Genomic DNA, 14,735 nt, shown 5'->3' with positions numbered 1-14,735 from the left:
TTATGAACAAAACAAAACAATCTGGAAACACAGAAAATCTTTACCAGCTTGATGGAAAGATTCCTGTAAAAACAGCGATTCCTTTTGGACTTCAGCACATTCTTGCAATGTTTGTAGCTAATATTGCACCTATCTCAATTGTAGCAGGTGCCTGTGGACTTAAAGCTTCACAAACAGCAATGCTTATTCAATGTGCCATGATTATTGCAGGTATTGGAACTTTAATACAGCTTTTCCCTGTTTGGAAAATCGGTTCAGGACTTCCTATTGTAATGGGAATTAGTTTTACATTCGTATCTGTTTTTTGTTTTATCGGACCTAAGTATGGCTACGGTGCCATAATGGGTGCGGTTTTAGTTGGTGGTATCATTGAAGGTACTCTTGGACTTTTTGCAAAATATTGGATTAAGCTTATTACTCCGGTTGTTGCTGCCAGCGTAGTTACTGCCATTGGTTTTTCACTTTTATCTGTTGGTGCTTCATCATTTGGTGGAGGAAGTGGAAGTGAAACTTTTGGTTCTGCACAACATTGGATTCTAGGATGCATTACTTTACTTGCTTGTATCTTATTTAACATATTTGCAAAAGGCTTTTGGAAACAGTTATCTGTTTTATTTGGATTAATTGTTGGTTACATTGTTGCAACATGTATGGGGATGATTGATTTTACAGCTATTACTGAAAGCTCATTTATTGCCCTACCACATTTTATGCCTTTTAAAATGGAATTTAACTGGAATGCCATTATTTCAGTAACACTTATTTTCTTGGTTTCGGCAACTGAAACTATTGGTGATACAAGTGCTCTTGCATCATCAGCATTAGATAGAAATGCAACTACAAAAGAAACTTCAGGTTCTATTGGCTGTGACGGCTTTGTCAGTGCCATTTCATCTTTATTCGGATGTCTTCCAATTACATCATTTAGTCAGAACGTTGGTCTTGTAGCAATGACAAAAGTTGTAAACCGTTTTGCTATTGCCGCAGGTGCAATTATTATGATTTTAGCAGGATTTTTCCCTGTTATCGGTGCAATACTTGCCACACTTCCTGATGCAGTTCTAGGTGGCTGTACTATTATGATGTTTGGTAATATTGTAATCAGTGGTATGCAGATGCTTGGTAAATGTGGATATTCTCAAAGAAACATCACTATTGTAGCTTTGTCTCTCAGTGTTGGACTTGGATTTACACAGGTTCCTGAGATTTTCAATATTTTCCCACAAATTGTTAAAACAGTATTTGCAGAAAACTGTGTAGCTGTTGTATTTATAATGGCAATTGTACTTAACTTAATTCTTCCAAAAAATATGGAAGTAGACAGATAGATATAATAAACACAAAATGGGTTGTCGCTGACAACCCATTTTGTGTTTTAATAATCTTATCATATTATCTAAGCCTGACATAAAACAACTATACAGACTATTTTCTTAACTGTTTTTGTATCGGCACAAATTCAATTTTTAATTGTATTCCCATACCATGTGCAAGACGTTTCAAGAGTTTCAATGATGGATTTCTAGTTCCATTTTCAAGTATAAAAAGCTCCAAGGCATTAAAACACTAAAATACCTTGGAGCTATAATATTATGTCATTTACTGTAAGTTTCCAATCCTTTTAATTATAAATTACTATAACCCATCAGTGCCTGGTCAACTTCTTTTGCACAATCTCTTCCTTCTCTAATTGCCCAAACTACTAATGACTGTCCTCTATGAACATCTCCTGCTGTAAATACATTTTCTGCACTTGTAGCATATTTACCAGGTTCTGTTTTTACATTTGTTCTTCCATCAGTTTCAACCTTAAATGCTTTAGTAACATAGTCTTCGCTGCCAAGAAATCCTGCCGCAATAAGAACTAACTGGCAATCAACCTCATATTCTGAGCCTTTTATTTCAACCATGTTCAAACGACCTGTTTTTGCGTCCTTCTTAGCTTCTAACTTGACTAATACAAGCTTCTTAAGATTGCCTGCTTTATCCTTAACAAACTCTTTTACAGTTGTCTGATAAACTCTAGGATCATGTCCAAACATTGCAATAGCTTCTTCCTGACCGTAATCTGTTTTGCAGATACGTGGCCATTCAGGCCATGGATTACTTTCTAATCTTTCATCTGGTGCTTTTGGCATCATTTCTAACTGAAGTACACTCTTTGCTCCATGACGAATACTTGTACCTACACAGTCATTACCTGTATCACCACCGCCGATAACAACAACGTCTTTTCCTTTTGCTGATACATAAGTTCCATCAACCAACTTGCCGTTGTTATTTAAAAGACTCTTTGTTGTAGATGTTAAGAAATCTACTGCGAAATAAATTCCGTTAGCATCTCTTCCCGGTGCCTTAATGTCTCTTGCATGTCTTGAACCACAAGCTAATACAACCTTGTCGTATTTCTTTAATAACTCATTTGCTTTAACATCTTTTCCTACGTTTACACCTGTTTTAAACTCAACGCCTGATTCTTTCATAATGGCAATTTTTCTATCAATAACATGCTTTTCTAATTTCATGTTTGGAATACCATACATTAAAAGACCGCCGATTCTGTCATCTCTTTCAAAAACAGTAACACTATGACCTCTTTTATTTAACTGATCTGCAACTGCAAGTCCTGATGGTCCGGAACCAACAACAGCTACTGTTTTTCCTGTTCTGACTGCCGGTGCCTTTGCTTTTGCATATCCTTTTTCATAAGCATTTTCAATAATTAAATGTTCATTTGCCCTTACTGAAACCGGATCACCGTTTAGTCCACATGTACATGCTTTTTCGCAAAGTGCAGGACAAACACGTGATGTAAATTCTGGAAAATTATTTGTTTTATGAAGTCTGTTATATGCCTGCTCCATATTTCCCATATATAATAAATCATTCCATTCAGGAACCAGGTTGTTTAGAGGACAACCTGATACCATACCTGCAATAACCTGTCCGTTCTGACAAAATGGCACGCCACAATCCATACATCTTGCAGCCTGACATTTCTGTTTTTCAACAGATAGAGGTTCATGGAATTCATTAAAGTTTTTTATTCTTTCTTTCGGAGAAATTGCTTTAGCTTCTTCTCTTTCATAATCTAAAAATCCTGTTGGCTTTCCCATTATTTTATCCTCCTATCTTGTTGCTGCGTAAAACGCCTCTATCTGTGCCTGTTCAGGGTTTAATCCCTTTTGTTCCATTTTTGCAATTGTTTCTAGCATCTTCTTATAGTCATATGGAATTATCTTTTTAAACTTAGGTAAGTATTCTTCAAAGTTATCAAGAATTTCTTTACCTTTTACTGAATTAGTATACTTAACATGATCTTCAATCATTCCCTTAAGTTCTAATACATCATACTTGTTTGATAATTCTTCTGTTGAAACAAGTGACTTATTTGTCTTTCTGTAAAGATCATTATTTTCATCAAGTACATAAGCAACACCGCCACTCATACCTGCTGCAAAGTTCTTTCCAACTTTACCGATTACGACTACACGACCACCTGTCATGTATTCGCATCCATGATCTCCTACACCTTCAACAACTGTTGTTGCACCTGAGTTTCTTACACAGAATCTTTCACCTGCAACACCATTAATATAAGCCTTACCACTTGTTGCCCCATAGAATGCAACGTTACCGATAATGATATTTTCATCCTGCTTAAATGTAGATTCCTTTGGTGGTTTAACAATAATCTTACCACCTGATAAACCTTTACCTAAGTAGTCATTGCTATCACCTGTAAGTTCCATTGTCATACCGTTTGGAATAAATGCACCAAAACTCTGACCTCCGGCACCGTAACACTTAACTGTGTACATGTCATCAGGTAATGTGTCATTGTATCTCTTTGTAATTTCAGAGCCAAAAATTGTTCCTAATGCTCTGTCAATATTTGTTACATTAACTTCAACTGAAGCTGCTTTCTTTTCATCAAGAGCTTTCTTCATTTTTGGAAGAAGCACTGTCATATCCTTTGTGCTTTCAAGCTTAAAGTCATATACATTCTTCTTACTGTAGTTAACCCTTTCATGTGCAAAGTCAGTGCTTAAAATCTTGCTTAAATCAACTTCTGCTGCTTTCTTCTGGTCTACTCCGTCTTTAACCTTCAGTAAGTCTGATCTGCCAATTAACTCATCTAATGTTCTAACACCAAGTTTTGCCATATATTCACGAAGTTCTTCTGCAATAAACTTCATAAAGTTTACAACATATTCTGGTTTTCCTTTAAATCTCTTACGAAGTTCAGGGTTCTGTGTGGCAACACCCACAGGACATGTATCTAAGTTACAAACTCTCATCATTACACAACCCATAGTTACAAGTGGAGCTGTTGCAAAACCATATTCTTCTGCACCAAGCATAGCTGCAATTGCTACGTCTCTACCACTCATTAATTTACCATCAGTTTCCACAACTACCTTATTTCTAAGACCATTTGCAATTAATGTCTGATGTGCTTCTGCCAAACCTAATTCCCAAGGAAGTCCTGCATTGTAAATTGAGTTTTCAGGAGCGGCACCTGTACCACCATCAAAACCTGAAACTAAAATTACCTGAGCACCTGCTTTTGCAACACCTGCTGCAACTGTACCAACACCTGCCTCTGATACTAACTTAACTGAAATTCTTGCATCTCTGTTTGAGTTCTTTAAATCATAAATAAGCTGTGCTAAATCTTCAATTGAGTAAATATCATGATGTGGTGGTGGTGAAATTAAACTTACACCCGGTGTTGAATATCTTGTTTTAGCAACCCATGGATAAACTTTCTTACCTGGTAAATGTCCACCTTCACCAGGCTTTGCACCCTGAGCCATCTTAATCTGTATTTCTTCGGCACTTACAAGATATCTTGATGTTACACCAAAACGTCCTGAAGCAACCTGCTTAATTTTTGAACATTTGTTAAGACCGTCTTCTCCAATTGTTAAACGTTCAATTGATTCTCCACCTTCACCTGAGTTTGAACGGCCGCCAATCATATTCATTGCAATTGCCATTGTTTCATGTGCTTCCTGCGAAATAGAACCGTATGACATTGCACCTGTTTTGAATCTCTTCATAATTGATTCAACACTTTCTACTTCATCAAGTGGAATGCCACCATTTTCAGGATAATTGAAATCCATTAATCCACGTAAATGGAATGGTGCCATTTCTTCATCAATCATGTGTGTATACTGTTTAAATAACTGATAATTGTCTGTCCATGTAGCCTGCTGTAAAGTATGGATTGTAGCCGGATTATACTTATGTTCTTCCTTACCACTTCTAAGCTTATGCTCGCCATTACTTTCCAATGTTAAATCTACATCTAATCCTAATGGATCAAATGCCTTTGAATGAAGTTCCTCAACTCCATCTTCAATATCTTTCATTGTAATTCCTTCAACTCTACTAACTGTACCTGTAAAGTATTTATCAATTACTTCTTTGCTAATACCAATAGCTTCAAAAATCTGTGAACCCTGATATGACTGAATTGTTGAAATACCCATCTTAGATGCGATTTTTACAATACCACCTAAAATAGCTTTGTTGTAATCATCAATTGCTGCATATGGATCTTTTTGAATCATATCTTCATCAACCATCTGCTTGATTGTTTCATGTGCAAGATATGGATTAATTGCACTGGCACCATATCCTAACAATGTTGCAAAATGATGTACCTCTCTTGGTTCACCACTTTCAAGAACTAATGATAATGTTGTTCTCTTCTTTGTTTTTACTAAATGCTGATGAACGGCTGAAACTGCAAGAAGTGATGGAATCTGTACATGATATTCATCTACTCCTCTATCTGAAAGAATAATAATATTAGCTCCATCCTTATGAGCCTTATCAACTTCCACAAATACCTGTTCAATAGCTTTTTCAATGTCTATACCTTTGTAATAAACAATTGGTACAACTGCTGCCTTAAATCCCGGCTTGTTAATGTTCTTTAACTTTAAAATATCCGTATTTGTAAGGATTGGATGTTTAATCTTGAGAACCTTACAGTTTTCAGGCTGCTCTTCTAATATATTTCCGTCCTTTCCAATGTAAACAGATGTTGATGTTACAATCTCTTCTCTAATTGCATCAATAGGAGGGTTTGTAACCTGTGCAAATAACTGTTTAAAGTAGTTAAATAATGGATGAATTCTCTCGCTTAAAACTGCAAGTGGTGTATCCTTACCCATTGCCTTTGTAGCTTCAATTCCATTATTTGCCATTGGAATAATTCTCTTTAAATCTTCAAATGTATATCCAAAGTTTTTCTGTAATCTCTGACGTTCCTCTTTGTCATAAGTTTCTACTTTTACATTTGGTATATTAATGTCTTTTAAATAAACTAAGTTGTTGTTTAACCATTCACCATATGGTTTTCTTGCTGCATAGCTTTCTTTTAATTCATCATCATCTATTAATTTTCCTTTAACTGTATCTACCAGTAACATACGGCCCGGACGGAGACGTTCTTTTACAACTATTTTTTCAGCAGGTATATCAAGTACCCCTACTTCTGATGAAAGAATTAACTGGTCATCACTTGTAATGTAATATCTTGAAGGACGAAGTCCGTTTCTATCAAGGATTGCTCCCATGTAATCACCATCAGAGAAAAGTATTGATGCAGGTCCATCCCATGGTTCCATCATTGTTGCATAATACTGATAAAAATCTCTCTTTGACTGGCTGATTGTATCATTCTTTTCCCATGGTTCAGGTATACACATCATTACTGCTAAAGGAAGATCAACACCATTCATTACTAAAAATTCTAATGTATTATCAAGCATTGCTGAGTCTGAACCGTTTACATCAACTACAGGCATGACCTTCTGTAATGAACTTTCCATGTATTCGCTAGTCATTGATTCTTCTCTGGCTAACATATTATCAGCATTTCCTCTAATTGTATTGATTTCACCGTTGTGAACAATAAATCTGTTAGGATGAGCTCTTCTCCAGCTTGGCTGTGTATTTGTTGAGAATCTTGAATGTACCAAAGCAATTGCTGACTCATAATTTTTGTCCATTAAGTCTGCAAAGAAAGGTCCTAACTGGTCAACTAAAAACATCCCCTTATATACAATTGTTCTGCTTGACATTGACACTGTATAAGTTCCGGCATTACTATGTGAGAAAACTCTTCTTACAATGTAAAGTTTTCTGTCAAATGCTAATCCTTTTTCAACATCTTCAGGTTTCTTAATAAAACACTGCATAATATAAGGCATACATTCTAAAGCTTTTGAACCTAATACTTCAGGATGAACAGGAACTTCTCTCCAACCTAAAAATTCAAGGCCTTCTTTTTCAGTAATGATTTCAAGCATCTTCATTTCTCTATGACGCTTTAAGTCATCCTGTGGCATGAAAAACATTCCCACACCATATTCTCTTTCTTCTCCAATATCAAAACCTAATGGCTTTGTTACCTTCTTAAAAAACTTGTGGGAAATCTGAAGCATAATACCAACACCATCACCTGTTTTACCTTCAGCATCTTTACCAGCACGATGCTCTAGGTTTTCAACAATTTTAAGTGCATTTTCAACTGTCTCATGACTCTTTTTTCCCTTAATGTTTACTACAGCTCCAATACCGCAGTTATCGTGTTCAAAACGAGAATCATATAGTCCATTTTCTTCAGCTTCTTTGAATAGTACATTCTGATCCATGATTTTTCCTCCTTAATTTATCTATCAATGAGTTTATTATAAAGACATTACCAATAGCTCTTATGGTTTGTTTTCTTTGTTTATCATCTTCAACAAATATTCTTTATAATAAACGAAAAAGGGCACAAAGAACCATAAGCTATTTTACCTATGTACTTCCTTGTACCCTCATTAATCTCTACTTAATTTTATAAACTATTTCGACACGTTTGTCAAACAAAATTAAGTTTAATATGCATTTTTTCTTTTTTAGTTAAGTTTACTCGCCTAAAAAGTCTTTAATTTTCTTACTTCTAACGGGATTTCTTAACTTTCTTAAGGCTTTTGCTTCAATCTGTCTGATACGTTCTCTTGTAACACTAAAAATCTTACCAACTTCTTCAAGTGTTCTAGGATGACCGTCTCTTAAACCAAATCGAAGAATAATAACCTCACGCTCTCTATCTTTTAAATCCTGTAATAAAACATCTATATGATCACGAAGCATTACTGATTCAATGTTTGCCTCAGGAGTAACAGTATTATTATCTGCTACGAAATCGCCAAGGTTTGAATCATCTTCCTCTCCTATAGGAGTTTCAAGTGATGCAGGTTCTCTTGCAATCTGCATAATTTCTAATACTTTTTCTTCTGTCATTTCAAGTGCATCTGCTAATTCCTTAGTTGATGGTTCATAACCTAACTCTAAAGTAAGCTTTCTTTGCATCTTTGACATTCTGTTAATAGTTTCTACCATATGAACAGGTACACGGATTGTTCTGGCATGATCCGCCAATGCTCTTGTAACCGACTGTCTAATCCACCATGTAGCATATGTACTTAACTTATAACCTTTAGTGTAATCAAATTTTTCAACGCCCTTTATAAGACCTAAATTACCTTCCTGAACTAAGTCAAGAAAACTCATTCCACGTCCTGTGTATCTCTTTGCGATACTTACAACCAGACGTAGGTTTGCCTCTATTAATTTTTCTTTTGCAATAGGATCTCCCTCAGTCTTGCGTTTTGCAAGTTCTAACTCTTCCTCTGCTGTTAACAAAGCAACAGTACCAATTTCCTTTAAATACATTCTAACAGGATCTTCTGTTCCTACACCCTCGAGCAAATCAATAGCATCTAACTCTGCTGAACTTTCCTTATCGTCTTCAAAATTCTCGTCTGTAGAATCCAATAAATCCTCTTCGTCCTCAGCTACCGAAGCAATATCTTCGTCAGTTGGTTCTGTAACATCAGTAATTAAATCAACATTAATTTCTACCATTTCATCACTGTCTGACATATCCTTTACTTCCGTTTCTTCTTTCTGAGGAGCTGTATTATCAGAACTTGTATCCTTCTTGGCTATAACAACAGCAACATTATGTTCTTTAATTTTTGTAAGAACTGTACTTTCCTGCTTAGCAGTAAGCTTGTCCTTACTAAAAAATTCTCTGATTTCTTCTGTTGTTAATTTGCCAGCTTTGTTCTGACCAATTGCAACTAATTCCTCAATTTTCTGATTAAAATCTTGTTGTTTCAATGCAATGTCCTTTCTAAAATCGAAACTTTGTTTCTTTTTTAAGTATCTGTCGGTCCAACATATATTATACACAAAAAATAGCCGGTGTAAACCGACTATTTCAAAAAAACTGCTTTTTTGTTGAATAAAGTACCTTATTGATAACTATTGCTTCTTTTTATGCTTATAACCATACGGATTCACATGTACAACACAATGTTTTACATATTCAAAATTCTTTTCAATGTTGTCATGAACCTGCTCTGCAATAGCATGTGCATCCTTTAAAATTAAATTTCCGTCGACACTTATTTCGATTTCAACGTAAATTTTTGTTCCAAACATTCTTGTCTTTATTAAGTCAAGCCCTTTTACTCCGTCAACATTATGCACTTCTTTTTTCATTTTTTCTATTGTTTCATCATCACAGGCTTTATCAACCATTTTATCAATGGCTTCTTTTGCAATATCAAAGGCAACTTTTATGATTACCAAGCCAATAACGCAACCCATAATAGGATCTAAAATCTTTAGTCCTAACATTGCACCTGCTACACCAATCAAACTTCCTACAGATGAAAGTGCATCGGATCTGTGGTGCCATGCTTCTGCCCTTAATGCATCGGAATTAATTCTGTTAGCATTAATCTTTGTATACCAAAACATTCCTTCCTTTGCAATAATTGATACAATGGCTGCAAATAATGCTATTTTTCCAGGTGTGCTTATTGGTGCCTTAGTGTATATTTTATTAATTCCTTCGTAGGCTAGCATTGCACCGGTAAAAAACAATATTGCACCAAGGGCAAGGCTTGCAAGACATTCTAATCTGTCATGACCGAAAGGATGGTCTGCATCTTCCTTCTTTTTTGAAACTTTCACCCCAATTATTACAATTATGGAGCCAAACACATCTGAAAGGGAATGTATGGCATCAGAAAGCATTGCCATTGATTTTCCAAATATTCCTGCCAATAATTTTAACATACTTAAAACAATATTAAGTACAATACTCACTGTTGATACTTTTACAGCGGTTTTTACAACTAATTTGTCATCCATTTTATACCTCTATTCCTGTTTTTAATCTAAATCATCAGGAGATACAATTGGTGACCAACCATCATTTTCACCAGGATATGCTTCTGACTCTTTTTTATCTGTGTTCTTCTTCTTTTTTGATTTTTTACTTTTCTTTGTTGTTTCCTCATACACACTTACATTCTGAAAATAATCAGTTGTTTCATTATTCTCTGTTTCAGTTACTTCAGGTAAAGTTGCATACTCTTTTGTGTCTGTTTCTTCTTCTTCTTCTTCTTCTTCTTCTTCTCTCTCTGTGGTAAAATTTGTTTTTATTTTTTCTTTAGCTGATGTTGTTTCAACAGTTGTTTCATTTATATTATTCGTATCTTCTTTATTACTAAAGCAAGTTACAAGTATTACTAAAAGCACTATAACCACTAACGCTATAGCTGTTATTTTAACTTTCTTATTCATTCTTTTCTCCTATTGTTTTGCATCTATGTTATTTTCCAGTTCCTCAATTATGGCAGCTATTGCATCATTTGTATTTGCAACTGTTATTCTGTCTGCTGCTTCTTTCACACTGTCTATAGCATTATCTACAGCATAGCCAATGTCAGAGCTTTCAAGTAATGACAAATCATTTTCATAATCACCTATGCCAATAGTAGTATGAACATTTTTGCATACATTTTCCTTCATGTACTTAACAGCAACACCTTTTCCGCTGTCAATACTTTGTATTTCAAGCCCGTTAGCCCAGCTTGTATCAAATCTAAATTCCTGACCGAACTTTTCTTTTAAATCCTTTTGAATAATATATGTTAAATTCTCCGGTTGCATTACTACTATCTTAAATATTTCAAAAGGCATCTCATTAAATGTTTCATCTATACTGCCATCACCTTTTTTATGTTCAGAAGGCTTATAACCCACACCGGTGAATTTGCCTTCACTTGTAACACCATTAATCCAAAGTTCCCATATATCATATTTTTCTAATATGTACTTAATCATATTAAGACACTTTTTCGATGAAACCGTCCATGTTTTTATGGGCTTATTATTTTTTGTATCATATAATAATGTTCCATTTAAAGAAGCCATAGGGGCATTGATTTCAAATTGTCCTTTAAACATTTCCAAATGATTAGGAAAACGACCTGTTGCAAGTGTAAACAGTCCACCTTCACTTTGGAAATATTTAATTGCCCCAACGTTCTTTTCTGAAACCTTTCCAATATCATAGGTAAGTGTTCCATCACAGTCTGTACATATTAAATATCCAAAGAACTTTCCTTTACTACTTTTTTCGTTATCTAAGTTCATATATTCTCCATCTTATAATTAATAAATATGTAACCATTGTATTATACCATAATTTTAAAATTAAGGTGATTATATTTTTCCTGCCTAGCGGCTCTGTTCCCTTGTTCTATTATTTTTATTGTGCGTTTTTTTGCCATTTAACATACTTTTTCATAATTTTCGTTTACTTCCTGTAATTGCTTCTATACTTAAATGGCTTTTGGGCTAATAAAAGTATGGGAGTTTTAAATGAATATATTTAGTGAACTTGAAACTGAATACAACTACACTCATAATGAACTGCTAATGGCAAAGTATGTTCTTACATGTATTGTTTATGAAGCCAGTAAAATTTTTTTACTTGCAATAATATTTTATTTTTTACATAGACTAGATGTATTTGCAATTTCATTTATTTTTCTATTTATTCTTAGAACTAATGGCGGTGGTCTACATTTTAATAATTACTTTATGTGCTTTATTTCAACACTTTTTCTGTTCCTGATGACTACTATGATTTTGCCTGACTTAGTTACGGTTTCGTATGGTTCTATGGTTGTTTCCTCTTTTATTTTTATACATGCATTGTTAAAAGTCGGTCCTATAGCCTCACCTCTCAGACCTAAGGCAAACGAGAAAACAATTATCCAATGCAAGATTATTTCTGTTAGTGTAATTATATTTTTTATTATTTTAGCTGGCATTTTCAATTTGATGGAAATTGGGAATTTATATATACAGGTTATTTACCAAACTATTCTGCTTCATGTTTTTCAACTTGTAGTTGCCAAAATTTTACGAAAGAGAGGTCTGTATTAATGAGAAAAATCAAATTATCTACAATGCATACAATTTGCAATTTTTGTCTTGCATTAACTATTTGGATTAGATTTTCAAAATTCAGTTTATGTCTTTTAGGCGAGCCAGAATATCCTGATTTTGAAGAATAATTAAAAGAAAAAGATGAAGTGTTTCTGTTTAACAAAAGCACTTCATCTTTTATTTTCATTCTAGTTATATCTTGAAATTTTATATACAATATTGTTTGTATTTGGTTTATAATTCCAACTTAATATGTTCTACTTGTAAATTACAATTTCAAATACAATATGATTTTCATTATTAATCATTTGATTATAAGGCATAATATCATAGCTGTACTTGTCTGCTAGTTCTTTAATTTTTCTAAGACCAAGTCCACCATGATTTTCTTTTGAACTGTACCCTTCCTTAAACAGTTCTATAATTTTATTCTGTTCTATTTTTTCACTAATGTTTGTAACCTTAATGGTCAGCTTATCCACTGTTTCCATTATATGAAAATTAATATTTCGCCTAGCTTCTTCCATTTGTTCAACTGCTTCTTTAGCATTATCTAAAAGTATTCCAATTATTTCATTTAAATGAAATATTGATATATATTCGATTCTTTTTGTGGTAACAGCAAAATTATAATGAACTCTGATTTTTTCATTTTCTATTTCTGAAACTTTGTTAAAAACGTAGCCTGCCAAAATAGGTTCCTGTATTGTATACAATATACTGTCGTATCTGTTATTTTCTTTTATTTTCTGAATATATTTTTCTTGTTTTTTTACTAATTCATCAAAATCTTTTATTGAATGTTGCATCCCTTTGATTGCTAAAAGATGATTATGAAAATCATGTTGATTTTTCCTTGCATGATTAATCAGCTGTTCAAAAGATTCACTGCACATTCTTGAAATATTTATTTCATCTTCCTTAAGTTTCAGCATGTAATTGGACTTTTGCAAACTGTAAATTATATACGCAGTAACCAACATGAACGCCAACATCATGGCATATATTTCAATAGGAATTTTACCTGTAATTTTGAAAATATGGGCAAAATAAAAATAAATGTATATTAGAACAAACATAGATATAATTATTTTTATCCCGCTATTTTCAAGAAATTCCTTAGTCTTACTGTATATGTTAGTTTTCTTTAGTAATTTTAAAATAATAAAAACTCCGCCATTAGTTATTAGAACCAGCAAATCTTCATAAGGCACCAAATAGTAAAGCAACCCCATTGGCAAGAACAAAACTGTCTGCAAAACTGTAACCAGACACAATGCCACACCACAAATACATATTGCATCCACCATTCTTTTCTTCAGTTCTACAACCACGTATAGTCCAAGAAGTCCATACACTATGCAAACCCCTTTATCCCATATTAAATCATTAATAATAGCTATTGTTATTCCTAAGCCAATTGCTAACAACATAATTAAATACACATCAACTTTAACTGAAACACCTACTATATTATGTATTAAATAAACAATAGCCAGTATTTCTACCAGTAAAAATAAGAACTCAATCATTCTCTAATCTCCTTAAAAACTCTTTTTTCAAACGTGGTCCAATTTCCAGTTTTCCCCGATTTTCAACAAGTGTAATATAACGGTTTGTTCCATCGATATTATGAATATACTGCCGGTTTACAACTGTATTTTTGTTACACTGTATAAAATCCTTTGATGCTATATCTTCCACTATTTTCTTACAGGACTTGTATGGTGCTTTATATTTACCATCCCTACAACAATAAACAATATATTTATTATGATTTTCAACATACACAATATCCTTTGTTCTTAAAGAGAAAAGAATTCCCTGTCTTTTATAATATATTATTTTTTCTATGTCTTCACTTTGCTTAAATTCTAGAGCTTCTTTTACAGTTTCCACCAATTCTGAAACGTCATACGTTTTTTCAAAATATCTAAAACAATGCAGATAATTATATGCGTGATACTTGGGATCTTCCAAAGATGAAGTAATGATAATAGGCGAAAATCTATATCTTGGAACTGTTCGAATACGATCTACAAAAACAATCCCTGATACATCTCCTAAAACTTTCGTGTCTAAAACCACATCAACAATGAACACATCAATGTTCTTTTCCATTGCGATTCTATAAGCTTCAGAAATATTTACTGCCTTATAAAGAATAGTATTTTCTATGTTAATCAAACTATCTGTTACCAGATTCATATAATACTCACTGTCCTCAACAATAAGTATCTTCTTCTTTATGTTTTTCATATCTGCCCCACTTTTCTTTCGTAATTTACAATCAGTATAATTTTAAAAATATTTTTATGCAACGAAAATCTGAAATTTAAACAAAGAATGTTACTTGCGACATTCTGAAGGAATTTCTTATTACAAAAAATGAGGGGCTGTATGCCCCT

Annotated in this window: 11 protein-coding genes; 3 read left to right on the top strand and 8 right to left on the bottom strand. The window is 33.6% G+C overall.

The features are described 5' to 3' along the window. Positions 1–2: 2 nt before the first annotated feature. Positions 3–1,328 carry a nucleobase:cation symporter-2 family protein gene (locus DW006_RS01825; protein ID WP_117998788.1) on the top strand — a complete coding sequence of 442 codons (1,326 nt, stop codon included), beginning with the start codon at positions 3–5 and terminating at the stop codon, positions 1,326–1,328. Between the two features lie 297 nt (positions 1,329–1,625). Here the strand turns inward: DW006_RS01825 and DW006_RS01820 are convergent, their stop codons facing one another. The 6 genes from DW006_RS01820 to DW006_RS01795 form a co-directional block, all read right to left on the bottom strand. Next, complete coding sequence (locus tag DW006_RS01820) at positions 1,626–3,116, bottom strand: glutamate synthase subunit beta (RefSeq protein ID WP_117998787.1); 1,491 nt, start codon at positions 3,114–3,116, stop codon at positions 1,626–1,628. Positions 3,117–3,128: 12 nt separating this feature from the next. Then, positions 3,129–7,676, bottom strand: coding sequence for a glutamate synthase large subunit (gene gltB / locus DW006_RS01815; RefSeq protein WP_117998786.1), 4,548 nt, complete (start codon positions 7,674–7,676; stop codon positions 3,129–3,131). 259 nt (positions 7,677–7,935) lie between these two features. After that, a complete protein-coding gene (gene rpoD / locus DW006_RS01810) occupies positions 7,936–9,195 on the bottom strand; it encodes an RNA polymerase sigma factor RpoD (RefSeq protein ID WP_117998785.1) in 1,260 nt (419 codons plus the stop codon). 144 nt (positions 9,196–9,339) lie between these two features. Then, positions 9,340–10,236, bottom strand: coding sequence for a cation diffusion facilitator family transporter (locus DW006_RS01805; protein ID WP_117998784.1), 897 nt, complete (start codon positions 10,234–10,236; stop codon positions 9,340–9,342). Between the two features lie 21 nt (positions 10,237–10,257). After that, positions 10,258–10,671 carry a hypothetical protein gene (locus tag DW006_RS01800; RefSeq protein ID WP_117998783.1) on the bottom strand — a complete coding sequence of 138 codons (414 nt, stop codon included), beginning with the start codon at positions 10,669–10,671 and terminating at the stop codon, positions 10,258–10,260. 9 nt (positions 10,672–10,680) lie between these two features. Continuing rightward, positions 10,681–11,526: an HAD-IIB family hydrolase gene (locus DW006_RS01795; protein WP_117998782.1), complete on the bottom strand. Its 846-nt coding sequence runs from the start codon at positions 11,524–11,526 to the stop codon at positions 10,681–10,683. Positions 11,527–11,754: 228 nt separating this feature from the next. On the opposite strand from DW006_RS01795, the gene DW006_RS01790 reads away from it, so the two are divergent. Next, positions 11,755–12,324: an accessory gene regulator B family protein gene (locus DW006_RS01790; protein WP_117998781.1), complete on the top strand. Its 570-nt coding sequence runs from the start codon at positions 11,755–11,757 to the stop codon at positions 12,322–12,324. Then, on the top strand, positions 12,324–12,455 hold the full coding sequence (locus DW006_RS12355) for a hypothetical protein (protein WP_278286600.1): 132 nt from the start codon (positions 12,324–12,326) through the stop codon (positions 12,453–12,455). The genes DW006_RS01790 and DW006_RS12355 overlap by 1 nt, the downstream gene beginning before the upstream one ends. Positions 12,456–12,584: 129 nt before the next feature. Here DW006_RS12355 and DW006_RS01785 read toward each other — a convergent pair whose 3' ends face one another. Further along, positions 12,585–13,859, bottom strand: coding sequence for a GHKL domain-containing protein (locus DW006_RS01785; RefSeq protein WP_117998780.1), 1,275 nt, complete (start codon positions 13,857–13,859; stop codon positions 12,585–12,587). Then, entirely contained in the window at positions 13,852–14,586 is a 735-nt protein-coding gene (locus DW006_RS01780) for a LytTR family transcriptional regulator DNA-binding domain-containing protein (RefSeq protein WP_117998779.1), read from the bottom strand. Before DW006_RS01780 ends, DW006_RS01785 begins: the two co-directional genes overlap by 8 nt. Between the last annotated feature and the right edge of the window lie 149 nt (positions 14,587–14,735).

Source organism: Eubacterium sp. AF36-5BH, assembly GCF_003460505.1.
GTDB lineage: Bacteria > Bacillota > Clostridia > Lachnospirales > Lachnospiraceae > Eubacterium_G.
The sequence above is the reverse complement of the archived record's forward strand: the minus strand, read 5'-3'. Positions and strand labels throughout refer to the sequence as shown.